The sequence below is a fragment of the Micromonospora chokoriensis genome (assembly GCF_900091505.1).
GTDB lineage: Bacteria > Actinomycetota > Actinomycetes > Mycobacteriales > Micromonosporaceae > Micromonospora > Micromonospora chokoriensis.
In genome coordinates this window covers 4,784,373-4,804,444 of record NZ_LT607409.1, presented here as the reverse complement: position 1 = coordinate 4,804,444, position 20,072 = coordinate 4,784,373, and the positions used below count along the sequence as shown (strand labels likewise).

The following is a 20,072-nucleotide window of genomic DNA, read 5'->3' as shown; positions in this document are numbered from 1 at the left end:
ATGGTTCGGATCAATGACGATCGCGATGGGCTTCGCCGCTGCCGAGACTGCGGCGAGTGGAAGCCGCTCGATCAGTTCTGTGCGAGTTCGAAGCGGCCGGATGGGCGGGGCAGCTATTGCAAGCCCTGCTTCAACGAGCGGTCCAAGGCAAGCTACGCGCGTCGAGTGAAGGCGAAGTTCGACCGTGAGGTGCGCCTTGGCCGGGTCGTGCCGGACGGACACAGATTCTGTCCGGCTTGCGATGCGGTCAAGCCGTTCGAAGCCTTTCCCCGCAACCGTGCGGATGCCTCCGGTTACGCGACCTATTGCAAGCCCTGCCATAACGCCAAGACCAAAGAGACGAAGGACCGGCTGTACGGCGGTAACCGCGAGTACCACCTGCGGCGGAGGTACGGCGTGGGGGAGAAGGAGTTTCAGGAGCTCCTGGCCGAGCAGGGCGGGGTCTGCGCGATCTGTGGTGGCGCGGACCCGCAACATCTGGACCACGATCATCGCACCGGATGGGTGCGCGGGATACTCTGCTTCAACTGCAACGGTGGTCTTGGCCAGTTCCGTGACAGTCCCATGAGGCTGGCCAGGGCGATCACGTACCTGAGAGGAACCACGTGGCAGCGGGCTTTGATCCATCCGGGCGTCTACCAGATGTGTTCACCAACGCGGGGACGTCCTCCTTCACGACGTTCCTGAGTCGGGTGGCCCCCGAGATGCTGCCCGGTCGGCGGCCGTTGCCGCCGGGCATGGCAGCCGACCTGGCGCCGCACGCGACCACCATCGTGGCCATCTCGGCCGCCGATGGCGTCGTGATGGCCGGCGACCGACGGGCCACCATGGGCAACCTGATCGCCCAGCGCGACATCGAGAAGGTGCACCCGGCCGACGCGTACTCGCTGGTCGGCATCGCGGGCACCGCGGGCATCGGCATCGAGTTGATGCGACTGTTCCAGGTGGAGTTGGAGCACTACGAGAAGATCGAGGGCGCGATGCTCTCGCTGGACGGCAAGGCCAACCGGTTGGCGTCCATGATCCGTGGCAACCTGGGCGCGGCCATGCAGGGCCTGGCCGTGGTGCCGCTCTTCGCCGGCTTCGACCTGGCCGCCGCCGACCCGACGAGGGCCGGCCGCATCTTCAGCTTCGACGTGACCGGCGGCCCGTACGAGGAGACCGGCTACGACGCGATCGGTTCCGGCTCGCTCTTCGCGAAGTCGGCGCTGAAGAAGCGGTTCCGGGTCGGCCTGTCTGTCGACGACGCCACCCGGCTCGCGGTCGAGGCGCTCTACGACGCGGCCGACGACGACACCGCGACCGGTGGGCCGGACCTGACCCGTCGCATCTACCCGGTGGTGATGACCGCTACCGCGGAGGGCACCCGGAGGCTGACCGACGCCGAGACGGCGGCGATCGCCGAGGGCGTGGTCGCCGGTCGGATGGAGAACCCGGGCGGTTGAGCCCCGTCCACCCCCACCAGTCAGCAGTCGTCAGCACAGCGCCGTAAGGAGAACCGCCGCCGTGGCCATGCAGTTCTACGCCTCGCCCGAACAGATCATGCGCGATCGCTCCGAGTTGGCCCGCAAGGGCATCGCTCGGGGCCGCAGCGCGGTGGTCCTCAGTTACTCCGGCGGGGTGCTCTTCGTCGCGGAGAACCTCTCCAGCGCCCTGCACAAGGTCAGCGAGATCTACGACCGGATCGGCTTCGCGGCGGTCGGTCGGTACAACGAGTTCGAGAATCTGCGCCGGGCCGGTGTGCGGATGGCCGACCTGAACGGGCTCAGCTACGACCGGCGGGACGTCACCGGCCGGGCCCTGGCCAACGCGTTCGCCCAGACGCTGGGCGCGATCTTCACCGAGCAGTCGAAGCCGTTCGAGGTGGAGATCTGCGTGGCGGAGGTCGGGGCCACCGCCGACGACGACGAGCTGTACCGGTTGACGTACGACGGCTCGGTCAACGACGAGCCGGGGCGGATGGCGATGGGTGGCCAGGCCGAGGCGATCACCGCGGTGCTGAAGTCGCAGCACCGGGCTGACATGTCCCTCGCCGAGGCGGCCCGGGTGGCGGTGCAGGCGTTGAGCACGGCCGGTGGTGAGGGCGGCGCGGCTCGGACGATCGCCGCCAACCAGCTGGAGGTGGCGGTGTTGGACCGCCAGCGGGTGGGGCGTACGTTCCGTCGGATCACCGGTGCCGCGCTGACCGCGTTGCTGGACGGCGATGTCGCCGCCGCGGAGCAGCCGGCGGAGGCCGGTGGCCCCGACACGCCGGCGCAGCCGACCACGGAGGCGCACAAGCCGACGACGTCCGCGGGTTCGGCCGACCTGGAGGACAAGCCGGCCGACGGCAATTAACAGACAGTCGAGAACGGTGGGCGGCTGAGGGTCCTCGGCCGCCCGCCGTTTCGCGTCCGGGCGGGGCCGGCGGCGCGTCGTGGGCGGGTCAGTGGCGCTGGAGCAGCGGCTTGGCGAGGGCCCAGTAGGCCCCGGCCAGCAGGTTGAAGGCGCGCAACCCGGGGGCGTTGACGTCGGTCGGGGGCAGCCGTCCGGTCATCAGCTCGGCGATGACGCCGTCGGGCACCCGGCGTTCGGCCTGGAGTTGCCGGCGGCGGCTGCGTACCCAGCTGCGGTGCTGCCACAGCCAGCGCCATCCGCGGACCTTGTGCGGTGCCCAGCCGGCGGCCAGCGCGTTCGTGAACATCGCGGCCTCGGTGAGCAGCAGCGCGGGAGCGAGCACCGCGAGGGTACGGGCCTGGTAGGTGGTGAGCAGGGTGACCAGCCGGTTGCGTTCGACCAGGTAGAGCTTGAGCGCGTTGCGGGAGAACTCGTAGTGGTGACGTACCACGGCGTCGGGTACGTACTCCAGGCGCAGGCCGCGGTGGCGCAGCCGTACGCTCAGCTCGGTGTCCTCGTGGTAGGCGAAGTACTCGGGGGCGAATCCGTCGAGGTCGCGCCAGAGTCGCCGGTCGATGACGAAGCAGCAGCCGCTCAGCGATGCCACGGAGCGACGGTGGGCGTGGGCGGTGGCGGGTTCGCCGTTGCCGCCGGCCCAGGAGAGGCCGGCGAAGTGCAGGGGGTTGCCGGCGGTGTTGATCAGCTCGGGTCGGTCGGCGAGGCGGATGGACGCCATCGCGGCGCCCACGCCGTCCTCGGCGGCCACGTCGGTGGTCTTGGCGAGGGCGTCGGGTGCGACGATCGCGTCGGAGTTGACGAAGGCGAGCCAGTCGCCGGTCGCCTCGGCGGCACCGACGTCGCAGCCGCCGGCGTAGCCGGTGTTGTGCTCGGGGGACAGCACGCGTACCCCGGGGAGGTTCTTCACGGCGTCGATGCCGTCGCCGGTGCAGCCGTTGTCGACGACGATCAGCTCGACGGTGACGTCGGTGCTGGCGAGGACGGCGCGGGCGGCGTCGACCAGGTACGGCTCGGGGCCATAGGCCAGCATGACCACGGTGATCCGAGGTGGCTCCATGATCAGGGTCCTCCGGTTACTCCAGGCGTGACAGCCTCGAGGGGAGGGGTGTGGGTGGGCGCGGAGCGGGGGGTGCGGTTGCGCAGCAGGACGGCCATGGTGGCGGCGACGACGACGGAACCGACGGCGTAGCCGAGTTCCACCCGCAGCGCGGTGGTGACCGGGGCGAGCGTCGCGACGATGAGCGCGGCGACGCCGACGGCCCAGGCGAGGGCCTGGGCCCGGTGCCGGTCGAGGGCGAGCAGTGCCTGGCCGAGGACCATCGCCCACAGGTAGGCGAGGGTGGCGACGGCGAGCCAGGCGAAGTCGCCGTGGCCGAGGACGCCGGGGGCGTCGAAGAGGGTCTGCACCAGCCATGGGCCGAGCAGCACGGCACCCACGGCGCCGGTGAGGCCGAGCGCGGTGACGATGCCGAGCGCCCGGCGTAGCAGGCTGTGGAATCCGGCGAGGTCACCGGTGGTGGCGGTGGTGGCGAGACCCGGCAGCAGTGACGCCTGCAGTGACGCGAAGACGAACAGGGGGATCCGCACCAGCACCAACGCGGAGAGCAGCGCACCGGCGGTCGCCACGTCGGACGGGTCGAGGACCTTGACGTTGATCACGCCGATGTTGACCACGACCTGGGCGAGCAGGCTGGAGACGATGAGCAGGCCGAGGCCGCGCAGCAGGGGCGCCCAGGCCAGGGGGGTGCCCCCGCCGATGGCGCGCAGCACCGGCGGCGCGGTGAGGATGACACCGGCGACCGGGGCGACGACCAGCACCGCGCCGAACCAGACCGGGTTGGTCACACCGGTCAGGCCGAGCACGGCGACGAGCACGATGCGCAGGCCGCCGTCGATGCCGAGCTGGGTGCCGTACCAGGGGAACAGTTGCAGGCCGGACAGGACGCCGCGGGTGGTGTGCGCGACGGCGAGACCGGCCAGCGAGCCGATCAGGACGGTGACCATGGTGCCGTCGCCGTCGAAGAGCCGGTCGGCGAGCATCCCTCGGAAGGCGATGATCAGCGCGACCATGGCGGCGAGCAGGCCGGCGGCCAGGACCGCCCCCCGGGCCAGGACCGGCCCCGGGGGTAGGCCCTGGCTGTGCCGGGCGGCGACGAGTCGGGCGACTTCCTGTTCCACCGGCATGAACAGGCCGATGCCCAGGGTGAAGACGATCGACCAGAGCACCGAGAGGGACGAGTAGTCCGCCTCGGTGAGGCTGTGCCCGGCGACGGCCAGGTGGACGTAGGAGGCCAACCCCAGCAGGGCCAGGCCGGCGCCGACGGCGACGGTGCCCGGTGGGACCAGACTCAGAAGCCTGCGGATCACCGGCGAATGAGCGCCAACGTGAGGACGGCGAAGGCCCGGCCGAGGTAGATCATGGCCTTGGCGGGGGACTGGCTGGGCGTGCCCGCCATCCGCTTGCGCATGGCCACCGGCACCTGGCGGATCTTGTAGCCGCGTCGGGCGGTGTGCACGAGCGTCTCCACCGTGTCGCCCAGGTACTCCACCGGGTACCAGGTGGCGAACATGTCGATCACCCGGCGGTTGGCGGCCCGGAACCCGGAGGTCGTGTCGGTGAGCTTGGTGCGCGCGACGCGGGACAGCACGCCGGAGAGCATGATCATCGCCCAGCGGCGGGGGCCGCGGACGGTGTAGTCGCCCTCGCCGGCGAACCGGGCGCCGATCACCAGGTCGGTCTCGTCGAGCAGGTCGACGAGCTTCGGCACGTACCGGGGGTCGTGCTGGCCGTCCGCGTCGACCTGGATCGCGACGTCGTAGTCGTGGTCGCGGGCGTAGCGGTAACCGCACCGCATGGCCCCGCCGACACCGAGGTTGTACGGCAGCTTGGCGACCCGGGCGCCAGCGGCGGCGGCCACCGCGGCGGTGCGGTCGGTGGAGCCGTCGTCGACGACGAGCACGTCGACGCCGGGCAGCTCGCCACGGACCTCGTGGACCACGTCGGCGATCGAACCGGACTCGTTGAGCGCCGGAATGATGATGAGGACGCGCTTGCCGTTAACCATCGTGCGACACCAGTTCGTCTCGGGCCGCCCGGTCCGCGTCGATCTCCGCGCGGAGCAGGGCGAAGTCTTCTGCCAGGGTGCGGGTCTCCTCTTCCAGGTGGCTGACCTCCCAGCTGAGGTGCACACAGACCAGCAGCAGGAAGACGATGCCGAGGAAGAGCACGAGGCTCACACCGGAGGCGACGCCGAGCAGCTCGGCGACGTTGTCCAGCAGGCGGGGGAAGAGCGACAGCGGAATGACGATCACCAGGACGCCGAGCCAGAGCATGCCGTACTTCTCGCGGAGCTGCCGGCGGCGCAGCAGCTCGACGATCGTGGCCAGCAGTATCAGGCCGGTCAGGCCGGTGACGAGGGTGAGTTTCATGCGACCTTCCACGGAACTGGTGGAGCGGGGGAGTCGAACGCGTCGATGAGGGTGGCATGCCAGTCCGGAAGCGACGGCAGGCCCGCAGCCGCCCAACGGCTGTGCGCGAGCACACTGTACGCCGGGCGGGGAGCAGGACGAGGATACCGGTCGCTGGTTGTCCGTCGAATCCGCTCCGGGTCGAGACCGGTCAACGCGAACACCGCGCGGGCCAGCCCGTACCAGGTCGTCTGGCCGGCGCAGGTGCTGTGGTAGACGCCCGGTGCGGCCCGGCCGTTCAGGGCGGCGTCGGCGAGGGCGACGAGTTGTTCGGCCAGCCGGAAGGACCAGGTGGGCTGGCCGTGCTGGTCGTCGACCACGTCGATGTGCTGACGCTGCTCGGCGAGGCGGAGCATGGTGGCCACGAAGTTCGGCCCGTGCGCGCCGTACAGCCAGGCGGTGCGGACCACGTACCCGGTGTCGGGCAGCAGGCGGCCGACGGCCTGTTCACCGGCCAGCTTGCTCCGGCCGTAGGCGTTGACCGGCGCGGTGGGCGCGTCCTCCGGGTAGGGGGAGCACGCGTCGCCGGCGAGGACGTAGTCGGTGGAGACCTGGACCAGCCGGGCGCCACTGGCCGCGCAGGCCGACGCCAGGTTGGCCACCCCGTCACCGTTGACGGCGGTCGCCGCCGCCTCGTTGTCCTCGGCCCCGTCGACGTTGGTCCACGCCGCGGCGTTGATCACGAGGTCGTGACCTCCTACCGCGGCGCGGACGGCGGCCGGGTCGGTGATGTCCAGGTCGGCCCGGGTGGCCGCCGTCACCTTGAAGTCGGAGCGGGTGTGCAGCACGGTGACCAGGTCACGGCCGAGCATCCCGCCGGCGCCGGTGACGAGCAGACCGGTGACGACCAGTCGGGTCATGTGGTGGATGTGGGCTTGAGCGGCTCCCACCAGGCCCGGTTGTCGCGGTACCAGGCGACGGTGGCGGCCAGCCCCTCGTCGAGGGTGATGCTGGGGGCGTACCCGAGCTCCTGGTTGATCTTGGTGATGTCGAGCGAGTAGCGACGGTCGTGGCCCTTGCGGTCGGCGACCGGGACGACCCGGTCCCAGCCGGCGCCGCAGGCGTCCAGGAGCAGGCCGGTCAGCTCCTTGTTGGTCAACTCGGTGCCACCGCCGATGTTGTAGACCTCGCCGGCGCGACCCTTCTGCTGAACCAGCGCGATGCCGCGGCAATGGTCGTGCACGTGCAGCCAGTCGCGGACGTTGCCACCGTCGCCGTAGAGCGGAACGGTGCCGCCGTCGAGCAGGTTGCTGACGAACAGTGGGATGACCTTCTCGGGGAACTGGTACGGGCCGTAGTTGTTGGAGCAGCGGGTGACGACGACGTCCATGCCGTGGGTGCGGTGGTAGGCCAGGGCGAGCAGGTCGGAGCCCGCCTTGGACGCCGAGTACGGCGAGTTCGGGGCGAGCGGCCAGGTCTCGGTCCAGGAGCCCTCGTCGATGGAGCCGTAGACCTCGTCGGTCGAGACGTGCACGAACCGGCCGGTGCGGTGGCGCAGCGCGGCGTCGAGCAGGGTCTGGGTGCCCAGCACGTTGGTGGTGACGAACGGCGCGGCACCGGCGATGGAGCGGTCGACGTGCGACTCGGCGGCGAAGTGCACGATCACGTCCTGACCGGCGACGACCTCGTCGACCACGACCGGGTCACAGATGTCGCCCTGCACGAACCGCAGCCGTGAGTCGTCGCGGACGGGATCGAGGTTGGCCAGGTTGCCCGAGTACGTCAGTTTGTCGAGCACCGTCACGACCGACGGCTCGAGCGGCGGCACGCCGTCGGCAGTGCCGAGGGGCTTGCCCAGCAACAGGCGAACGTACTCCGACCCGATGAATCCGGCTCCGCCGGTGACGAGAATCCTCACGGATCGGGAAGTCTACGCGAATTGAGCAGCGGCCCGGCTGAGGCCCGACCCGTCGGCGCGTCCGGTGGCCGTCCGGCTAGGCTCTCCGGGTGCGTGGAATCCTACTTGCCGGCGGCACCGGTTCGCGGCTCTGGCCGATCACCCGGGCGGTCTCGAAGCAGCTGATGCCGGTCTTCGACAAGCCGATGGTGTACTACCCGCTCTCCACCCTGATGATGGCCGGTGTCCAGGAGATCCTGGTGATCACCACACCGGAGGACCAGGACCAGTTCCGCCGGCTGCTCGGCGACGGCAGCCAGTTGGGGCTGCGGCTGGAGTACACCGCCCAGGAGCGCCCGGAGGGCATCGCGCAGGCGTTCATCCTCGGTGCCGACTTCATCGGCGCCGAGTCGGTCGCGCTGGTCCTCGGCGACAACATCTTCCACGGCGTCGGCCTGGGCCGGCAGCTCGCCGCGCACGGTGACCCGGTCGGCGGGCGGGTCTTCGCCTACCAGGTGGCCAACCCGCAGGAGTACGGCGTGGTCGACTTCGACGACACCGGTCGGGTGCTCTCGATCGAGGAGAAGCCGGCCCGGCCGAAGTCCCGCTACGCGGTGCCTGGCCTGTACTTCTACGACAACCGGGTGGTGGACATCGCCCGCAAGCTCACCCCGAGCGCCCGCGGCGAGCTGGAGATCACGGCGGTCAACGAGGTGTACCGGGAGACCGGCGAGCTGTCGGTGACCGTGCTGGACCGCGGGACCGCCTGGCTGGACACCGGCACGTTCACCTCGATGATGCAGGCGGCCGAGTTCGTCCGGGTCGTCGAGGAGCGGCAGGGCCTCAAGATCGGCTGCGTCGAGGAGGTGGCCTGGCGGGCCGGCCTCATCGACGACGACCAGCTGCGGGCGCTCGCGACGCCGTTGACCAAGAGCGGCTACGGCGACTACCTGCTCGGCCTGCTGGCCGAATCGGACGGCAAGCACGGGGGTACGTGGTGAAGATCCGGGAGCTGAGCATCGAGGGCGCCTGGGAGATCAGTCCCCAGCAGCACGGCGACCCGCGCGGCATGTTCATGGAGTGGTACCGCTTCGACAAGCTCGCCGAGGCGGTCGGGCACCCCCTGCGCCTGGCCCAGGCCAACATGTCGGTCTCGGCGCGAGGCGTGGTGCGCGGCATCCACTTCGCCGACGTTCCGCCCGGGCAGGCCAAGTACGTCACCTGCGTGCGCGGAGCGGTCCTCGACGTGATCGTGGACCTGCGGGTCGGCTCGCCGACCTTCGGCCGTTGGGAGGGCGTCCGGCTGGACGACACCGACCGCCGGGCGGTCTACCTCAGCGAGGGGCTGGGGCACGGCTTCTGCGCGCTGACCGACGACGCGACGCTGAGCTACCTCTGCTCGGCCACGTACAACCCGACCGGTGAGCACGCGGTGCACCCCCTGGACGGGGAGTTGGGCATCGAGTGGCCCGCCGACGTCCCACTGTTGTCCGCGCGCGACGACGCGGCGCCGACCCTGGCCCAGGCCCGCGAGCTAGGTCTGCTGCCGGAGTACGACACCTGCCGGCGGTTCACGGCGAGCCTCGGGCCGGACGGAATGTCGCACTCAACCGGTATGTGACGGCACCCGGAGCACGACCTGTGGTGTGACAGTGACGAACCGGGCCTCCGGGCGGCTAATGTCACACCATGGAGCGGCGAATCTTCGGCCTCGAGACCGAGTACGGCGTCACCTGCACCTATCGCGGGCAGCGGCGGCTGTCCCCGGACGAGGTCGCGCGCTATCTGTTCCGGCGCGTGGTGTCCTGGGGTCGGTCGAGCAACGTCTTCCTGCGTAACGGGGCCCGTCTCTACCTGGACGTCGGGTCGCACCCGGAGTACGCGACACCGGAGTGCGACTCGGTGACCGACCTGGTCGCCCACGACCGGGCCGGCGAGCGGATCCTGGAGGGCCTGCTCGTCGACGCGGAGAAGCGACTGCACGACGAGGGCATCGCGGGTGAGATCTACCTGTTCAAGAACAACACCGACTCGGCCGGCAACTCGTACGGCTGCCACGAGAACTACCTGGTCTCCCGACACGGCGAGTTCGGCCGGCTCGCCGACGTGCTCATCCCGTTCCTCGTCACCAGGCAGTTGATCTGCGGGGCCGGCAAGGTCCTGCAGACCCCGCGCGGCGCGGTCTACTGCCTGTCGCAGCGGGCCGAGCACATCTGGGAGGGCGTCTCCTCGGCGACCACCCGCAGCCGCCCGATCATCAACACCCGCGACGAGCCGCATGCCGACGCCGAGCGCTACCGGCGGCTGCACGTGATCGTCGGTGACTCCAACATGAACGAGGTCACCACGCTGCTCAAGGTCGGCACCGCCGACATCGTGCTGCGGATGATCGAGGCCGGGGTGGTGATGCGCGACCTGTCCCTGGAGAACCCGATCCGGGCGATCCGGGAGGTGTCGCACGACATCACCGGCCGGCGCAAGGTGCGACTGGCCAACGGCAAGGAGGTCAGTGCCCTGGACATCCAGCAGGAATACCTGGCCAAGGCGACCGAGTTCGTCGAGCGCCGGGGTGGCGACCAGGCCGCCAAGCGGGTCGTCGAGCTGTGGGGTCGGGTGCTCAACGCGGTGGAGACCGGCGACCTCGAACCGGTCTCGCGGGAGATCGACTGGGTCAGCAAGCTGCGGCTGATCGAGCGCTACCAGCGCAAGCACGACCTGCCGTTGTCGCACCCCCGGGTGGCGCAGATGGATCTGGCCTACCACGACGTACGTCGCGGACGCGGCCTCTACGGGTTGTTGGAGCGCCGCGGCGAGGTCGACCGGGTGGCCACCGACCCGGAGATCTTCGAGGCGAAGGAGACCCCGCCGCAGACCACGCGGGCCCGGCTGCGCGGCGAGTTCATCCGGCACGCGCAGGAGAAGCGCCGCGACTTCACCGTCGACTGGGTGCACCTGAAGCTCAACGACCAGGCGCAACGCACAGTGCTCTGCAAGGACCCGTTCCGGGCGTACGACGAGCGGGTGGAGCGGCTGATCGCCAGCATGTGACCGGTGCGCCGGCCCCGGCGGCGGCGTGAGCCGACGGGGCCGGTCGCCCCGGCGCACCGTGCGGTTAAGCTGAGCGCGCCATGACGACTTCTGGACCATCCGACCGCTCCGAACGCGGCGAGCGGCAGAACTGGGTCGAACGCCGGCGGGAGAAGATCCGCGCCGAGATCGACCGTAACCGGCGCGGTGAGTACACCGTGCCGACGTGGGTGCTGGCCCTGGCCCTGGCCCTCATCGTGGGCGGCTGGCTGGCCCTGATCTTCCTGGCCTGACCCCACCCGCACCCCGTTCCTGTCGATCATGGACTTGTGGTGGGGACAAAAGGTGTGGGCAGCTACCTTCCGGTCACCCCAACTCCATGATCGACGCGCGAACCAGGCGGGGGAGTTAGGGGAGTTGGGTTGCCGCGTGGCGACCGGCGGCGGCTGCGGCCAGGAAGTACGCGTGGTCGGCGTCGAGACCGCGACCCATCGTGGACAGCGGCACGGTGCTGGCGCGCAACGCGGCGTCGAGACCTGCGGTGGGCACCCGCACGATCCGGTGCCGGGTCATCAGGGGCACCAGCGACGCGTCCACCTCGGCGGCGAGGGCCGGCTCCAGGTCCTCGGGCACCACCAGGTCCGCCGAGGCGAGCGCCACCCGGCCGTACGCGGTCAGGCTGTGGTGCGACACACCCCGGTGTCGAGGTCGGGGATCGGCGTCGGAGATGCGCAACGACCCGACCGCCCGGCCGCCCAGCGTGGCGATCGCGTTGACCGCCTCGCCGACCGCGACGCCGGAGAAGCCCCACCGGGTGCCGGTGCCCAGGTTGCCGGGCCCCTGGGCCACGATGGCCACATCGGCGCCCAGCACGTGCCGGGCGGCGAGCAGACCGCCGTGCAGTGTGGTGGCCTCCAGGTCGCCGCCGAAGGACTGCCCGACGGTGATGGTGCCGGCCAGTTCTGCGCGCAGCCCGGCGAGGGTGCGGGAGAACCAGGCGGGCAGCGCCCCGCCGTCGGTGAGCAGGTACGCCACCCGCGCCTGCGGGGCATCGGCCCGGATGCCCGCCAGGATCGCCGGCAGCGCCGAGTGCAGGTCGGCGGTGACCACCGGCAGGCCGCCCAGGTCGTCCGCGTCGGCCAGCACGTCGCGGTACGGTGACGCCTCCTCGTCCACGCCCAGCAGGATCGGTTGCAGCGGCGTGTAGCGGGCCTTCACCAGGTGCCCGGCGTCGCGGGTGTCGCCGACCGACGGAGGGTCCGGCGGCAGCCGGTCCGGCAGGGCCACCACCAGCGCGTACCCGCCGGTGCCCAACCCCATCAGCAGCGCACCGGCGTTGAGCAGCACCCGGTCGCCGGGCTCGGGCGTACCGACCAGCTCGGGGTAGGCCAGCGCCCGCATCCGCGTGCCGTCGGGCAGGTCGACGTCCAGCTCCACCGCCCCGGTCCACTGCCGTCGCAGCGTCGCCACCGTTCCCGTACGCCATCGCACCATGACGGGCACGCTAGCCGCGCGGGCCCGACGGCCCGCGCCCGGGTGCGGTGGTGGCGCGGATCAGGTCGACTCGGGGTCGCCGCCGGCGTCCGGGCTCGGCCCGGCCTGGGTGTGCCGGGCGGTGCCGGTGGCCCCCGGCAGTGAGCGGGTGGGATCGAGGAAGACGAAGCGGATCTCCCGGTACCGGCCGGTGAGCCGCCGCTCGGCCTCGTCGGCGGTGGCCTCGATCTCCGCGCCGGTCGCCTCGTCGCTGAAGTCGACCTTCGCGGCGACCAGGATGTCGTCCGGGCCGAGCTGCATGGTCAGCAGGGTGTCGATGCGCTCCACCTCGGGCAGCCTGGCCAGCTCCTGCTCGATCTCCTGGCGCAGTCGCTCCGGAACCGCCCGGCCGACCAGCAGCGACAGGTTGTTGGCGGCGAGGATCCCGGCGACCGCCAGCAGCAGCAGCCCGATCAGGATCGACGCGATGCCGTCCCACAGCTCGTCGCCGGTGGCGTGCGACAGGCCGACGCCGAGCCCGGCCAGCAGCAGACCGATCAGGGCCGCGCTGTCCTCCAGGAAGACGGCCTTGACGGTGGTGTCGGCGGTCAGTCGCAGGAACCGCCGGGGCGTGGTCTGCCAGCGTCGGGACTCACGGCGAACCTGGCGCACGGCCCGGGTCAGGGAGATCGACTCGATGACGAACGACACCCCGAGCACGATGTACGAGAGGAGGTAGTCGCCGCTGTGCTCGTGCACCAGGATCGTGGTGACGCCGTGGGTGACGGCGAAACCGGCGCCGGCGACGAAGGTGAACATCGCCGCGAAGAACGCCCAGACGTAGCTCTCCTTGCCGTACCCGAAGGGGTGTCGCTGGTCCGCGGGCCGGGAGCCGCGGCGCAGCGCCTGGAACAGCAGCACCTCGGTGGTCGTGTCGGCGAACGAGTGGGCGGCCTCGGAGAGCTTCGCGGCCGAGCCGGAGATCACCCCGGCGATCAGCTTGGCGACCGCGATGGCGAGGTTGGCGACGCCCGCGACGATCACGGTGCCGACGCTCTCGCTCTCGGGCCTGGCCTCCGGTTGCGACATGAGGCTCACCCTATGACCGGAGACGGCGACGCGCCGGGCGAGCACCGATCCGAACAAGTGTGCGGCACGCCCGCGCGGGTGCACGGCGTGGGCGCGGCGGCTGCTAGCGTCTACCGCGTGTCGCGGACCCGCACCGAACGCCTGGTCAACCTGGTGATCTGCCTCCTGTCCACGCGACGGTTCCTGACCGCCGCGCAGATCGCCGCGACCGTGCCCGGTTACGAGCATGATCCGGACGACGCGCGCGACCACGAAGCGTTCCAACGCAAGTTCGAACGGGACAAGGCCGAGCTGCGCGAACTGGGCGTGCCGCTGGAGACGGGCACGGCGAGCGCCTTCGACGCCGAGCCCGGTTACCGGATCGCCCACCGCGAGTACGCGCTGCCCGACATCCTCCTGGAACCCGACGAGGCCGCCGCCGTGGGCATCGCCGCACGGTTGTGGCAGCACGCCGGGCTGGCCGCCGCGGCGTCGTCCGGGCTGGCCAAGCTGCGCGCCGCCGGGGTGGACGTGGACCCGCAGGCCACCCTCGGCCTGGAGCCGATGGTCACCGTCGACCCGGCGTTCGCGCCGCTGACCGCCGCCGCCCGGGACCGCCGCGAGGTCGGGTTCGACTACCGGGTGCCCGACCGGGACGCGCCGAGCCGGCGGCGGCTGCAACCGTGGGGCGTGGTCTGCTGGCGCGGCCGGTGGTACGTGGTCGGCCACGACCAGGACCGCGATGCGACCCGCTGCTTCCGGCTGTCCCGGGTCGTCGGCGCGGTCCGGCTGACCGGTGCGCCCGGCGCGTACGAGCCGCCGGCCAACGTCGATCTGATCAGCCACGTGGCCCGCTGGTCGGGTCCGGTGGAGCGCACCGGCCGGGCCACCGTCCTGGCCGCGTCCGGTCGGGCCGCCGGTCTGCGCCGCTGGGCGGTGGAGGTGACCACCGGCCCGGACGGCGACCGGTTGGTCCTGCCGTACGCGGATCCGGACGGGCTGGCCGGTCACCTCGTCGGTTACGGCCCGGACGTGCGGGTGCTCGACCCGCCGGAGGTCCGCGAGGCCGTCATCCAACGACTCAAGGAGATCGCCGTCCGCCACGACGACCTGGCCGTCACCGGAGGTGTCCGGTGACCCGCCCGGCCGCCAAGGGCGGCTCCCGCGCCTCCGCGGACCGGCTGGCCCGGCTGCTCAACCTGGTGCCCTACCTGCTGGCCCGGCCCGGCATCGAGATCGCCGAGGCGGCGGGTGACCTCGGCGTGACCGAGCGGCAGCTCCGGGAGGACCTGGAGTTGCTCTGGGTGTGCGGGCTGCCCGGTTACGGTCCCGGTGACCTGATCGACATGGCGTTCGACGGTGACCGGGTGACGATCACCTACGACGCCGGCATCGACCGGCCGCTGCGCCTCACCCCGGACGAGGCCCTCGCGTTGGTGGTGGCGTTGCGGATGCTCGCCGAGACGCCCGGCGTCGCCAACCGGGAGGCCGTCGAACGGGCCCTGGCGAAGATCGAGGACGCGGGGGACCTGGTGGGCGCGCCGGTGGCGGTCCGGCTGCCCGGGGACACCCAGCGGGTCGAGGCGCTTCGTGCCGCAGTGGAGGGCGGGAAGGCGCTGCGGATCACCTACTACACCGCTGCCCGGGACGAGACCACCGACCGTGTCATCGATCCGCTGCGGGTGCTGATGGTCGGTGGTCGGGCGTACGTGGAGGCGTGGTGTCGGCGCGCGGAGGCGGTCCGGCTGTTCCGCGCCGACCGGATCGACGCCATCACCGAGCTGGACGAGCCGGCCACGGTGCCGCCGCAGGCCGTGCCGCACGACCTCACCGAAGGGGTGTTCCGCCCGTCGCCCGACCTGCCGCTGATCACGCTGCGCATCGGTCGCAGCGAGCGGTGGATCACCGAATATTATCCGTGCGAGCGGGTGGAGGCTGGCGACGGCGACCAGTGGCTCGTCTCCCTGCGGGTCACCGACCTGCGGTGGGCTCGCCGGTTCGTGCTGGGTCTCGGCCCGGAGGTCACCGTGGTCGCCCCGGTCGAGCTGGCCGAACAGGTCCGGGCGACGGCCGCCGCCGCCCTGGACGCGTACGCCGTGCCCGCGCCCACCACGGCACCTCGGCGACCGAAGGTCGACCAGGACGACGCGCCGTCGGGTGACCGGGCGGTGGCCGGGCACACCCAGTAGGCTGACCGCCGTGCTGATCTGGATCGTGCTCGCGCTGGTGCTGCTCCCTCTCGTGGCGCTCGCGCTGGCCGTGCGCCCGGTGCTGGGCCGGTTGCCTCGGCTGCGTCGTGCGGCTGTTGCGTTGCAGCGGCGGGCCGCCGAGGCCGAGGCGCTGCGCGACACCGCCGAGACGCTGCAGCAGCGGGCCGAGGGAGTCCAGCGTCAGCTCGACACCGCGTCCCGACGGCTCGCGCTGATCAAGGCGAAGCGCGGCTGACCGACCCCTCGTCCGGCGGCTGTTGACGGATCATCCCGGGTTGGTCAAGACTTCACCCTCCGGCCCAGACCACCACCACCCGGCGGGTGGCGGGCAGCCGATCCGCACGTACGATGGGCTGCGTACCACCCCCTCGGACACAGACCGACTGGAGCTTCTCATGGGTGCCCTCAAGCCGTGGCACATCGCTGTTCTCGTGGTTGTGCTGATCCTGCTCTTCGGTGCGAAGCGGCTCCCCGACGCGGCCCGTTCGCTGGGTCGGTCGCTGCGGATCATCAAGGCCGAGACCAAGAGCCTGCAGGACGACGACCGCGACCTCGCCGAGAAGGCCGACGCGCAGGCCGGCTACCAGCCGCTGCCGCCGCACGCCGGGCAGCAGGCACCGTACGCCGGGCAGCCGCAGCAGCCGCCGTACCAGCAGGCGCCGCCGCAGCAGCCGGTCGTCGACCCGGTGCACCGCGTCCGCGACAACTGACCGAAGGGCACGACTGTCGTGGCCTTCGCCCTGCGTAAGCGCGGCCCGAGCACCTTCGAGCGGGCCGCCGACGGTTCGATGACGCTCATCGAGCACGTCCGGGAGCTGCGCAACCGGTTGTTTCGCGCGTCTCTGGGCATTGTGGTCGGCTTCGGCTTGGGCATCTGGCTGGCCGGGCCGGTGCTGCACCTGCTTCAGCAGCCATACTGTGATCTACCCAAGGCCCGGTTGGCCAACGGCACGTGCAACTTCGTTCAGCTCGGCCCCGCCGACCTGTTCCTGTTGCAGCTCAAGGTCGCGCTCTGGGTTGGGTTGATCGTGGCAGCGCCGATCTGGCTCTATCAGCTCTGGGCGTTCATCGCGCCCGGCCTGCACCGGCACGAGCGGCGCTACGCCTACGTCTTCACCGCTCTGGCCGCGCCACTCTTCGCGGCCGGTGCCGTGCTGGCATACTTCGTCACCTCGAAGGGCCTGGAGTTCCTGCTCAACGTCTCCGGTGGCGGAGACATCACCACCACGCTGGACATCACCCGGTACATCTCGTTCATCACCAACCTGATCCTGCTGTTCGGTGTGGCGTTCGAGTTCCCGCTGTTGGTGCTGATGCTCAACTTCGTCGGCATCGCCAGCGCGAAGCGGTTGCTCAGCTGGTGGCGGGTGGCGATCTTCGTGTTCTTCGCGTTCTCCGCGGTGGTCACCCCCACCCCGGACCCGTTCGGGATGACCGCGTTGGCACTGTGCCTGTCCGCGCTCTACTTCGCGGCGGTCGGGGTCGCGTTCATCAACGACAAGCGGCGTGGGCGGGGCAAGGAGGTCTACGCCGGCATCGACGACGACGAGGTGTCGCCGTTGGAGTTCGACGCGGATCCGGTCGTGGCCGGGCAACGGGTCGACGCGGCGGAGCCGATCGGCGTTCCCGAGCCGATCGCCAAGCCGACGCCCATCGAGCGTCGCTATGACGACATGACCTGACGGCCCCGCGCCGCCCGGTCAACCGACGCCGTCCCCGTCCTTCGGGGGCGGCGTCGCCGCGTCACCCCGAGCGTCGGCGGCGGGACTGATGGTGACGGTGCCCGCCCCTGGTGAACGGCGGGTGTCGGACCGGTACGGTGCTGCCCGTGACCGCAGACGATCACCTGTCGGGCCCGGTTGACCGCGCCCCGCTCGCCGATGGCCCGGTGGCCGTACTCACGAACCCGACCGCCGGCCGTGGGCGCTGCAGGGCGCTGCTGCCCCGACTGCTGGACGGCCTGGCCGCCGCCGGGCGACCCGTTCGGCTGCTGCAGGCGGCCAGCCCCGCCGAGGCCGAGGCGGCGTGTCGCGCCGCCGTCACGGACGGCGTGGGAGCCCTGGTGGCGATCGGTGGGGACGGCACCATCCACCAGGCGTTGCAGGCGGTCGCCGGGACCGACGTGCCGTTCGGGCCGATCCCCGCCGGCACCGGCAACGACTTCGCGCTGGACACCGGTTTTCCGGCAGATCCGCTCGCGGCGGCGGACGTGGTCGCGGCAGCGCTGCGCGACGGCCGCCGCCACACCGTCGACCTGGCCCGGATGAGCGGGGCCGACGGCGCCGAGCGGTGGTACGGCGCGGTCCTCGCCGCCGGGTTCGACGCGATCGTCAACGAGCGGGCCAACCGGATGCGCTGGCCACGCGGCCCGCGCCGGTACGACCTGGCGATCGTCGTCGAGCTGGCCCGGCTCCGCCCGCGTCGCTACACGATGCGCCTGGACGGCGTGCCGCACGAGGTGGACGCGGTGCTGGTGGCGGTGGGGAACTGCCCCACGTACGGCGGCGGGATGCGGATCTGCCCCGACGCGGACCCGACCGACGGGTTGCTCGACGTGGTGGTGGCGGGTCGGGTCGACCGACGGACCCTGATCCGGGTCAAGCCGCGCATCTACCAGGGCACCCACGTCAGCCACCCACTCGTGCGCAGCTACCGCGCCCGCACCGTGGAGTTGGCCGCCGAGGGCATCACCACGTACGCCGACGGGGAACGGTCCCTGGGTCTGCCGGTGACGATCAGCGCCGTCCCGGGGGCCGTGCGGCTGCTGCGTTGACCCGTACGGCTCCGATGCTGGCGGCGATGACCAGCGCGATGGCGACGCACTCCAGCACTGTCAGTTCCTGCCGCAGCACCAGCCAGCCGGCGAGGGTGGCGACGGCCGGGCCGAGGCTCATGAGCACCGCGAAGGTGGCGGTGGGCATCCGCCGTAGCGCCAGCAGTTCCAGGGTGTAGGGCAGCCCGGAGGCGAGCACCGCGAGGGCGGCACCGAGCGCCAGCACCGGCGGGTCGAGCAGCACCGCGCCGCCGTCGACAATGCCCAGTGGCAGCGTGACCAGCGCGGCGAGGGTCAGCGACAGGGCCAGCCCGTCCGCGCCGGGGAACCGGCCGCCGACGCGGGCGCTGAGCACGATGTACGCGGCCCACATGGTGCCCGCGCCGAACGCGAAGGCCACCCCGGCCGGGTTGAGCCGGTCGAAGCCACCCTGCCCGAGCAGCGCCACCCCGGCCAGGGCCAGGCCCGCCCACGCCCAACTGGCCAGTCGTCGGGCGCTGAACACCGACAGTGCGAGGGGGCCGAGGACCTCCAGCGTCACCGCCGGGCCCAGCGGGATGCGTTCGATGGCCTGGTAGAACAGCGAGTTCATGCCGGCCAGCGCCAGCCCGAACGCACCCACCGCCAGCCAGGCCGACCGGTCGTGTCCGCGCAGTCGGGGTCGGCACACCACGAGCAGCAGTACCGCCGAGATCGTCAGCCGCAGGGTGACCGCGCCGGCCACCCCGGTACGCGGGAAGAGCAACGCGGCCACCGCGGAGCCGAACTGCACCGACAGCGCCCCGCCGAGCACCAGCCCCACGGCGACGACGCCACCGCGACGTCGGGGTGGCGCGTCAGTGGGTGCCGACGCGGGCAGCAGGGTGTCCGTCACGGCCCTGACGCTAGGCGGTCGCCTCCCGGGGCTCGCGGGCGGTGTCGACGGTCGGCCCCGAGCTGCCACCTGGCCGGTCGCGGCGTCGGCCGCGATGCGATCCACTGCACCTCGGCGGGGTGGGGGGCATCGGCGCGGCGCGACGGGCCACTCCGGTGACCGTCGGTGCGGCGTGGGTCAGGCGGGCAGGGCCAGGTCGAGCACCGCGCCGAGCCCGTTCTCGCGGCCCGGCTCGGCGGCCGGGAGCACCAGCACCGAACAGCCGGCGGCCACCGCTCCCGCGTCCGCGGGCGTGTCGCCGACCATCAGGGTCTGCTCCGGGTCGACGCCGAGCATCCCGCAGGCGCGCCAGAAGATCGCCGGGTCGGGCTTGCAGCGACCCACCTCGTAGGAGAGCACGAAGGCGTCCACCAGGTCGGTCAGGCCCCACGTGTCGAAGTGCGGCCGCAGGTCGAAGCCGATGTTGCTGACCACGGCGACCGGCACCCCGGCGTCGCGCAACGCGGTCAGCGTGGGTGCGGTGTCCGCGTACGGCAGCCAGCCGTCGGCGGTCAGCAGCCGCTCGTAGAGCGCGTCGGCGAAGCCCTCGATGCCGGCGTCGACGGTCTCGGCCAGCCCGGTGTACGCGCCCCGGTGGGCGTGTTGGTAGAGGTCCCGGTCGGCCCACAACTCGGCCAGCCGGGGTGGGACCCGCGCCGGCAGCGGCCCGCCGGCTCGCCCGGCCGTCAGCAGCCGGTCGGCCAGCGAGGTGGCACGGACCTGGTCCAGGGTGACCCCGCACGCGGTGGCGGCCTCCAGCACCCACCGCCGGGGTTCCTCCACCTGGGCCAGGGTGCCGTGGAAGTCGAAGAGCACCGCCTTCACGGGCCGTCGGGACGCCCGGGGGGCGGCGGCCTCGGCGTTGCCCGGCGGACGAGTCTGGGGCGGTTCGGCATGGTCCGGCACGCC

23 protein-coding genes are annotated in these 20,072 nt (G+C 71.8%); 13 read left to right on the top strand and 10 right to left on the bottom strand.

Translation table 11 applies throughout. From position 1 onward, the window contains the following. The 3 genes from GA0070612_RS22220 to prcA all read left to right on the top strand — a co-directional run bounded on the left by GA0070612_RS22220 (window position 1) and on the right by prcA (window position 2,337). Window positions 1–687, top strand: a complete 687-nt coding sequence (locus GA0070612_RS22220) for an endonuclease VII domain-containing protein (protein WP_088989668.1) — start codon at window positions 1–3, stop codon at window positions 685–687. Further along, window positions 606–1,445 carry a proteasome subunit beta gene (gene prcB / locus GA0070612_RS22215; protein ID WP_197699216.1) on the top strand — a complete coding sequence of 280 codons (840 nt, stop codon included), beginning with the start codon at window positions 606–608 and terminating at the stop codon, window positions 1,443–1,445. The genes GA0070612_RS22220 and prcB overlap by 82 nt, the downstream gene beginning before the upstream one ends. Window positions 1,446–1,506: 61 nt before the next feature. Continuing rightward, the gene (gene prcA, locus GA0070612_RS22210) at window positions 1,507–2,337 is read left to right on the top strand and encodes a proteasome subunit alpha (RefSeq protein WP_088989666.1); all 831 of its coding nucleotides are present in this window, start codon (window positions 1,507–1,509) and stop codon (window positions 2,335–2,337) included. A gap of 88 nt (window positions 2,338–2,425) precedes the next feature. Here prcA and GA0070612_RS22205 read toward each other — a convergent pair whose 3' ends face one another. The 6 genes from GA0070612_RS22205 to rfbB are packed head-to-tail and all read right to left on the bottom strand — an operon-like array spanning window position 2,426 to window position 7,720. Beyond that, window positions 2,426–3,451, bottom strand: a complete 1,026-nt coding sequence (locus GA0070612_RS22205; protein WP_088989665.1) for a glycosyltransferase family 2 protein — start codon at window positions 3,449–3,451, stop codon at window positions 2,426–2,428. Window positions 3,452–3,453: 2 nt separating this feature from the next. Continuing rightward, window positions 3,454–4,761, bottom strand: coding sequence for a lipopolysaccharide biosynthesis protein (locus tag GA0070612_RS22200; protein WP_088989664.1), 1,308 nt, complete (start codon window positions 4,759–4,761; stop codon window positions 3,454–3,456). Next, a complete protein-coding gene (locus GA0070612_RS22195; protein ID WP_088989663.1) occupies window positions 4,758–5,459 on the bottom strand; it encodes a glycosyltransferase family 2 protein in 702 nt (233 codons plus the stop codon). Before GA0070612_RS22195 ends, GA0070612_RS22200 begins: the two co-directional genes overlap by 4 nt. After that, entirely contained in the window at window positions 5,452–5,823 is a 372-nt protein-coding gene (locus GA0070612_RS22190; protein WP_088989662.1) for a DUF2304 domain-containing protein, read from the bottom strand. Before GA0070612_RS22190 ends, GA0070612_RS22195 begins: the two co-directional genes overlap by 8 nt. After that, a complete protein-coding gene (gene rfbD, locus GA0070612_RS22185) occupies window positions 5,820–6,722 on the bottom strand; it encodes a dTDP-4-dehydrorhamnose reductase (RefSeq protein ID WP_088989661.1) in 903 nt (300 codons plus the stop codon). The genes GA0070612_RS22190 and rfbD overlap by 4 nt, the downstream gene beginning before the upstream one ends. Further along, window positions 6,719–7,720, bottom strand: a complete 1,002-nt coding sequence (gene rfbB, locus GA0070612_RS22180) for a dTDP-glucose 4,6-dehydratase (protein WP_088989660.1) — start codon at window positions 7,718–7,720, stop codon at window positions 6,719–6,721. The genes rfbD and rfbB overlap by 4 nt, the downstream gene beginning before the upstream one ends. Window positions 7,721–7,809: 89 nt before the next feature. Here rfbB and rfbA point away from each other — a divergent pair, with 89 nt between their 5' ends. The 4 genes from rfbA to GA0070612_RS22160 all read left to right on the top strand — a co-directional run bounded on the left by rfbA (window position 7,810) and on the right by GA0070612_RS22160 (window position 11,019). Then, complete coding sequence (rfbA, locus tag GA0070612_RS22175; RefSeq protein ID WP_088989659.1) at window positions 7,810–8,700, top strand: glucose-1-phosphate thymidylyltransferase RfbA; 891 nt, start codon at window positions 7,810–7,812, stop codon at window positions 8,698–8,700. Then, entirely contained in the window at window positions 8,697–9,320 is a 624-nt protein-coding gene (gene rfbC, locus GA0070612_RS22170) for a dTDP-4-dehydrorhamnose 3,5-epimerase (RefSeq protein WP_088991686.1), read from the top strand. The genes rfbA and rfbC overlap by 4 nt, the downstream gene beginning before the upstream one ends. Window positions 9,321–9,388: 68 nt before the next feature. Further along, window positions 9,389–10,747, top strand: a complete 1,359-nt coding sequence (gene pafA / locus GA0070612_RS22165) for a Pup--protein ligase (protein ID WP_088989658.1) — start codon at window positions 9,389–9,391, stop codon at window positions 10,745–10,747. An 80-nt stretch (window positions 10,748–10,827) separates the two neighbouring features. Then, complete coding sequence (locus GA0070612_RS22160) at window positions 10,828–11,019, top strand: hypothetical protein (protein WP_088989657.1); 192 nt, start codon at window positions 10,828–10,830, stop codon at window positions 11,017–11,019. 115 nt (window positions 11,020–11,134) lie between these two features. On the opposite strand, the gene GA0070612_RS22155 is transcribed toward GA0070612_RS22160, so the two are convergent. Both GA0070612_RS22155 and GA0070612_RS22150 read right to left on the bottom strand, forming a co-directional pair. Next, entirely contained in the window at window positions 11,135–12,220 is a 1,086-nt protein-coding gene (locus GA0070612_RS22155) for a DUF3866 family protein (RefSeq protein ID WP_088989656.1), read from the bottom strand. A gap of 60 nt (window positions 12,221–12,280) precedes the next feature. Then, entirely contained in the window at window positions 12,281–13,288 is a 1,008-nt protein-coding gene (locus GA0070612_RS22150) for a cation diffusion facilitator family transporter (RefSeq protein ID WP_088989655.1), read from the bottom strand. A 117-nt stretch (window positions 13,289–13,405) separates the two neighbouring features. Here GA0070612_RS22150 and GA0070612_RS22145 point away from each other — a divergent pair, with 117 nt between their 5' ends. The 6 genes from GA0070612_RS22145 to GA0070612_RS22120 all read left to right on the top strand — a co-directional run bounded on the left by GA0070612_RS22145 (window position 13,406) and on the right by GA0070612_RS22120 (window position 18,250). Further along, window positions 13,406–14,404, top strand: coding sequence for a helix-turn-helix transcriptional regulator (locus GA0070612_RS22145; protein WP_088991685.1), 999 nt, complete (start codon window positions 13,406–13,408; stop codon window positions 14,402–14,404). After that, a complete protein-coding gene (locus tag GA0070612_RS22140; protein ID WP_231924294.1) occupies window positions 14,401–15,456 on the top strand; it encodes a helix-turn-helix transcriptional regulator in 1,056 nt (351 codons plus the stop codon). The genes GA0070612_RS22145 and GA0070612_RS22140 overlap by 4 nt, the downstream gene beginning before the upstream one ends. 10 nt (window positions 15,457–15,466) lie before the next feature. Further along, entirely contained in the window at window positions 15,467–15,712 is a 246-nt protein-coding gene (locus tag GA0070612_RS22135; protein ID WP_088991684.1) for a hypothetical protein, read from the top strand. A 160-nt stretch (window positions 15,713–15,872) separates the two neighbouring features. Continuing rightward, entirely contained in the window at window positions 15,873–16,187 is a 315-nt protein-coding gene (tatA, locus tag GA0070612_RS22130) for a Sec-independent protein translocase subunit TatA (RefSeq protein WP_088989654.1), read from the top strand. Between the two features lie 18 nt (window positions 16,188–16,205). Continuing rightward, on the top strand, window positions 16,206–17,159 hold the full coding sequence (gene tatC / locus GA0070612_RS22125) for a twin-arginine translocase subunit TatC (RefSeq protein WP_088989653.1): 954 nt from the start codon (window positions 16,206–16,208) through the stop codon (window positions 17,157–17,159). Window positions 17,160–17,305: 146 nt separating this feature from the next. Further along, entirely contained in the window at window positions 17,306–18,250 is a 945-nt protein-coding gene (locus GA0070612_RS22120) for a diacylglycerol kinase (RefSeq protein WP_408630511.1), read from the top strand. On the opposite strand, the gene GA0070612_RS22115 is transcribed toward GA0070612_RS22120, so the two are convergent. Both GA0070612_RS22115 and GA0070612_RS22110 read right to left on the bottom strand, forming a co-directional pair. Beyond that, window positions 18,213–19,124, bottom strand: coding sequence for an EamA family transporter (locus GA0070612_RS22115; RefSeq protein ID WP_088989652.1), 912 nt, complete (start codon window positions 19,122–19,124; stop codon window positions 18,213–18,215). The two genes, GA0070612_RS22120 and GA0070612_RS22115, sit on opposite strands and share 38 nt — an antisense overlap. A gap of 177 nt (window positions 19,125–19,301) precedes the next feature. Beyond that, window positions 19,302–20,069, bottom strand: coding sequence for an HAD family hydrolase (locus GA0070612_RS22110; protein ID WP_088991682.1), 768 nt, complete (start codon window positions 20,067–20,069; stop codon window positions 19,302–19,304). Window positions 20,070–20,072: the final 3 nt, after the last annotated feature.

Excerpts from the sequence above, each read along its gene's own strand:
- GA0070612_RS22195 (WP_088989663.1), bottom strand. The coding sequence starts at position 5,459 with ATGGTTAACGGCAAGCGCGTCCTCATCATCATTCCGGCGCTCAACGAG.
- GA0070612_RS22150 (WP_088989655.1), bottom strand. The coding sequence starts at position 13,288 with ATGTCGCAACCGGAGGCCAGGCCCGAGAGCGAGAGCGTCGGCACCGTG.
- GA0070612_RS22220 (WP_088989668.1), top strand. The coding sequence starts at position 1 with ATGGTTCGGATCAATGACGATCGCGATGGGCTTCGCCGCTGCCGAGAC.
- GA0070612_RS22155 (WP_088989656.1), bottom strand. The coding sequence starts at position 12,220 with ATGGTGCGATGGCGTACGGGAACGGTGGCGACGCTGCGACGGCAGTGG.
- rfbD (WP_088989661.1), bottom strand. The coding sequence starts at position 6,722 with ATGACCCGACTGGTCGTCACCGGTCTGCTCGTCACCGGCGCCGGCGGG.
- GA0070612_RS22190 (WP_088989662.1), bottom strand. The coding sequence starts at position 5,823 with ATGAAACTCACCCTCGTCACCGGCCTGACCGGCCTGATACTGCTGGCC.
- GA0070612_RS22205 (WP_088989665.1), bottom strand. The coding sequence starts at position 3,451 with ATGGAGCCACCTCGGATCACCGTGGTCATGCTGGCCTATGGCCCCGAG.
- tatA (WP_088989654.1), top strand. The coding sequence starts at position 15,873 with ATGGGTGCCCTCAAGCCGTGGCACATCGCTGTTCTCGTGGTTGTGCTG.
- pafA (WP_088989658.1), top strand. The coding sequence starts at position 9,389 with ATGGAGCGGCGAATCTTCGGCCTCGAGACCGAGTACGGCGTCACCTGC.
- GA0070612_RS22160 (WP_088989657.1), top strand. The coding sequence starts at position 10,828 with ATGACGACTTCTGGACCATCCGACCGCTCCGAACGCGGCGAGCGGCAG.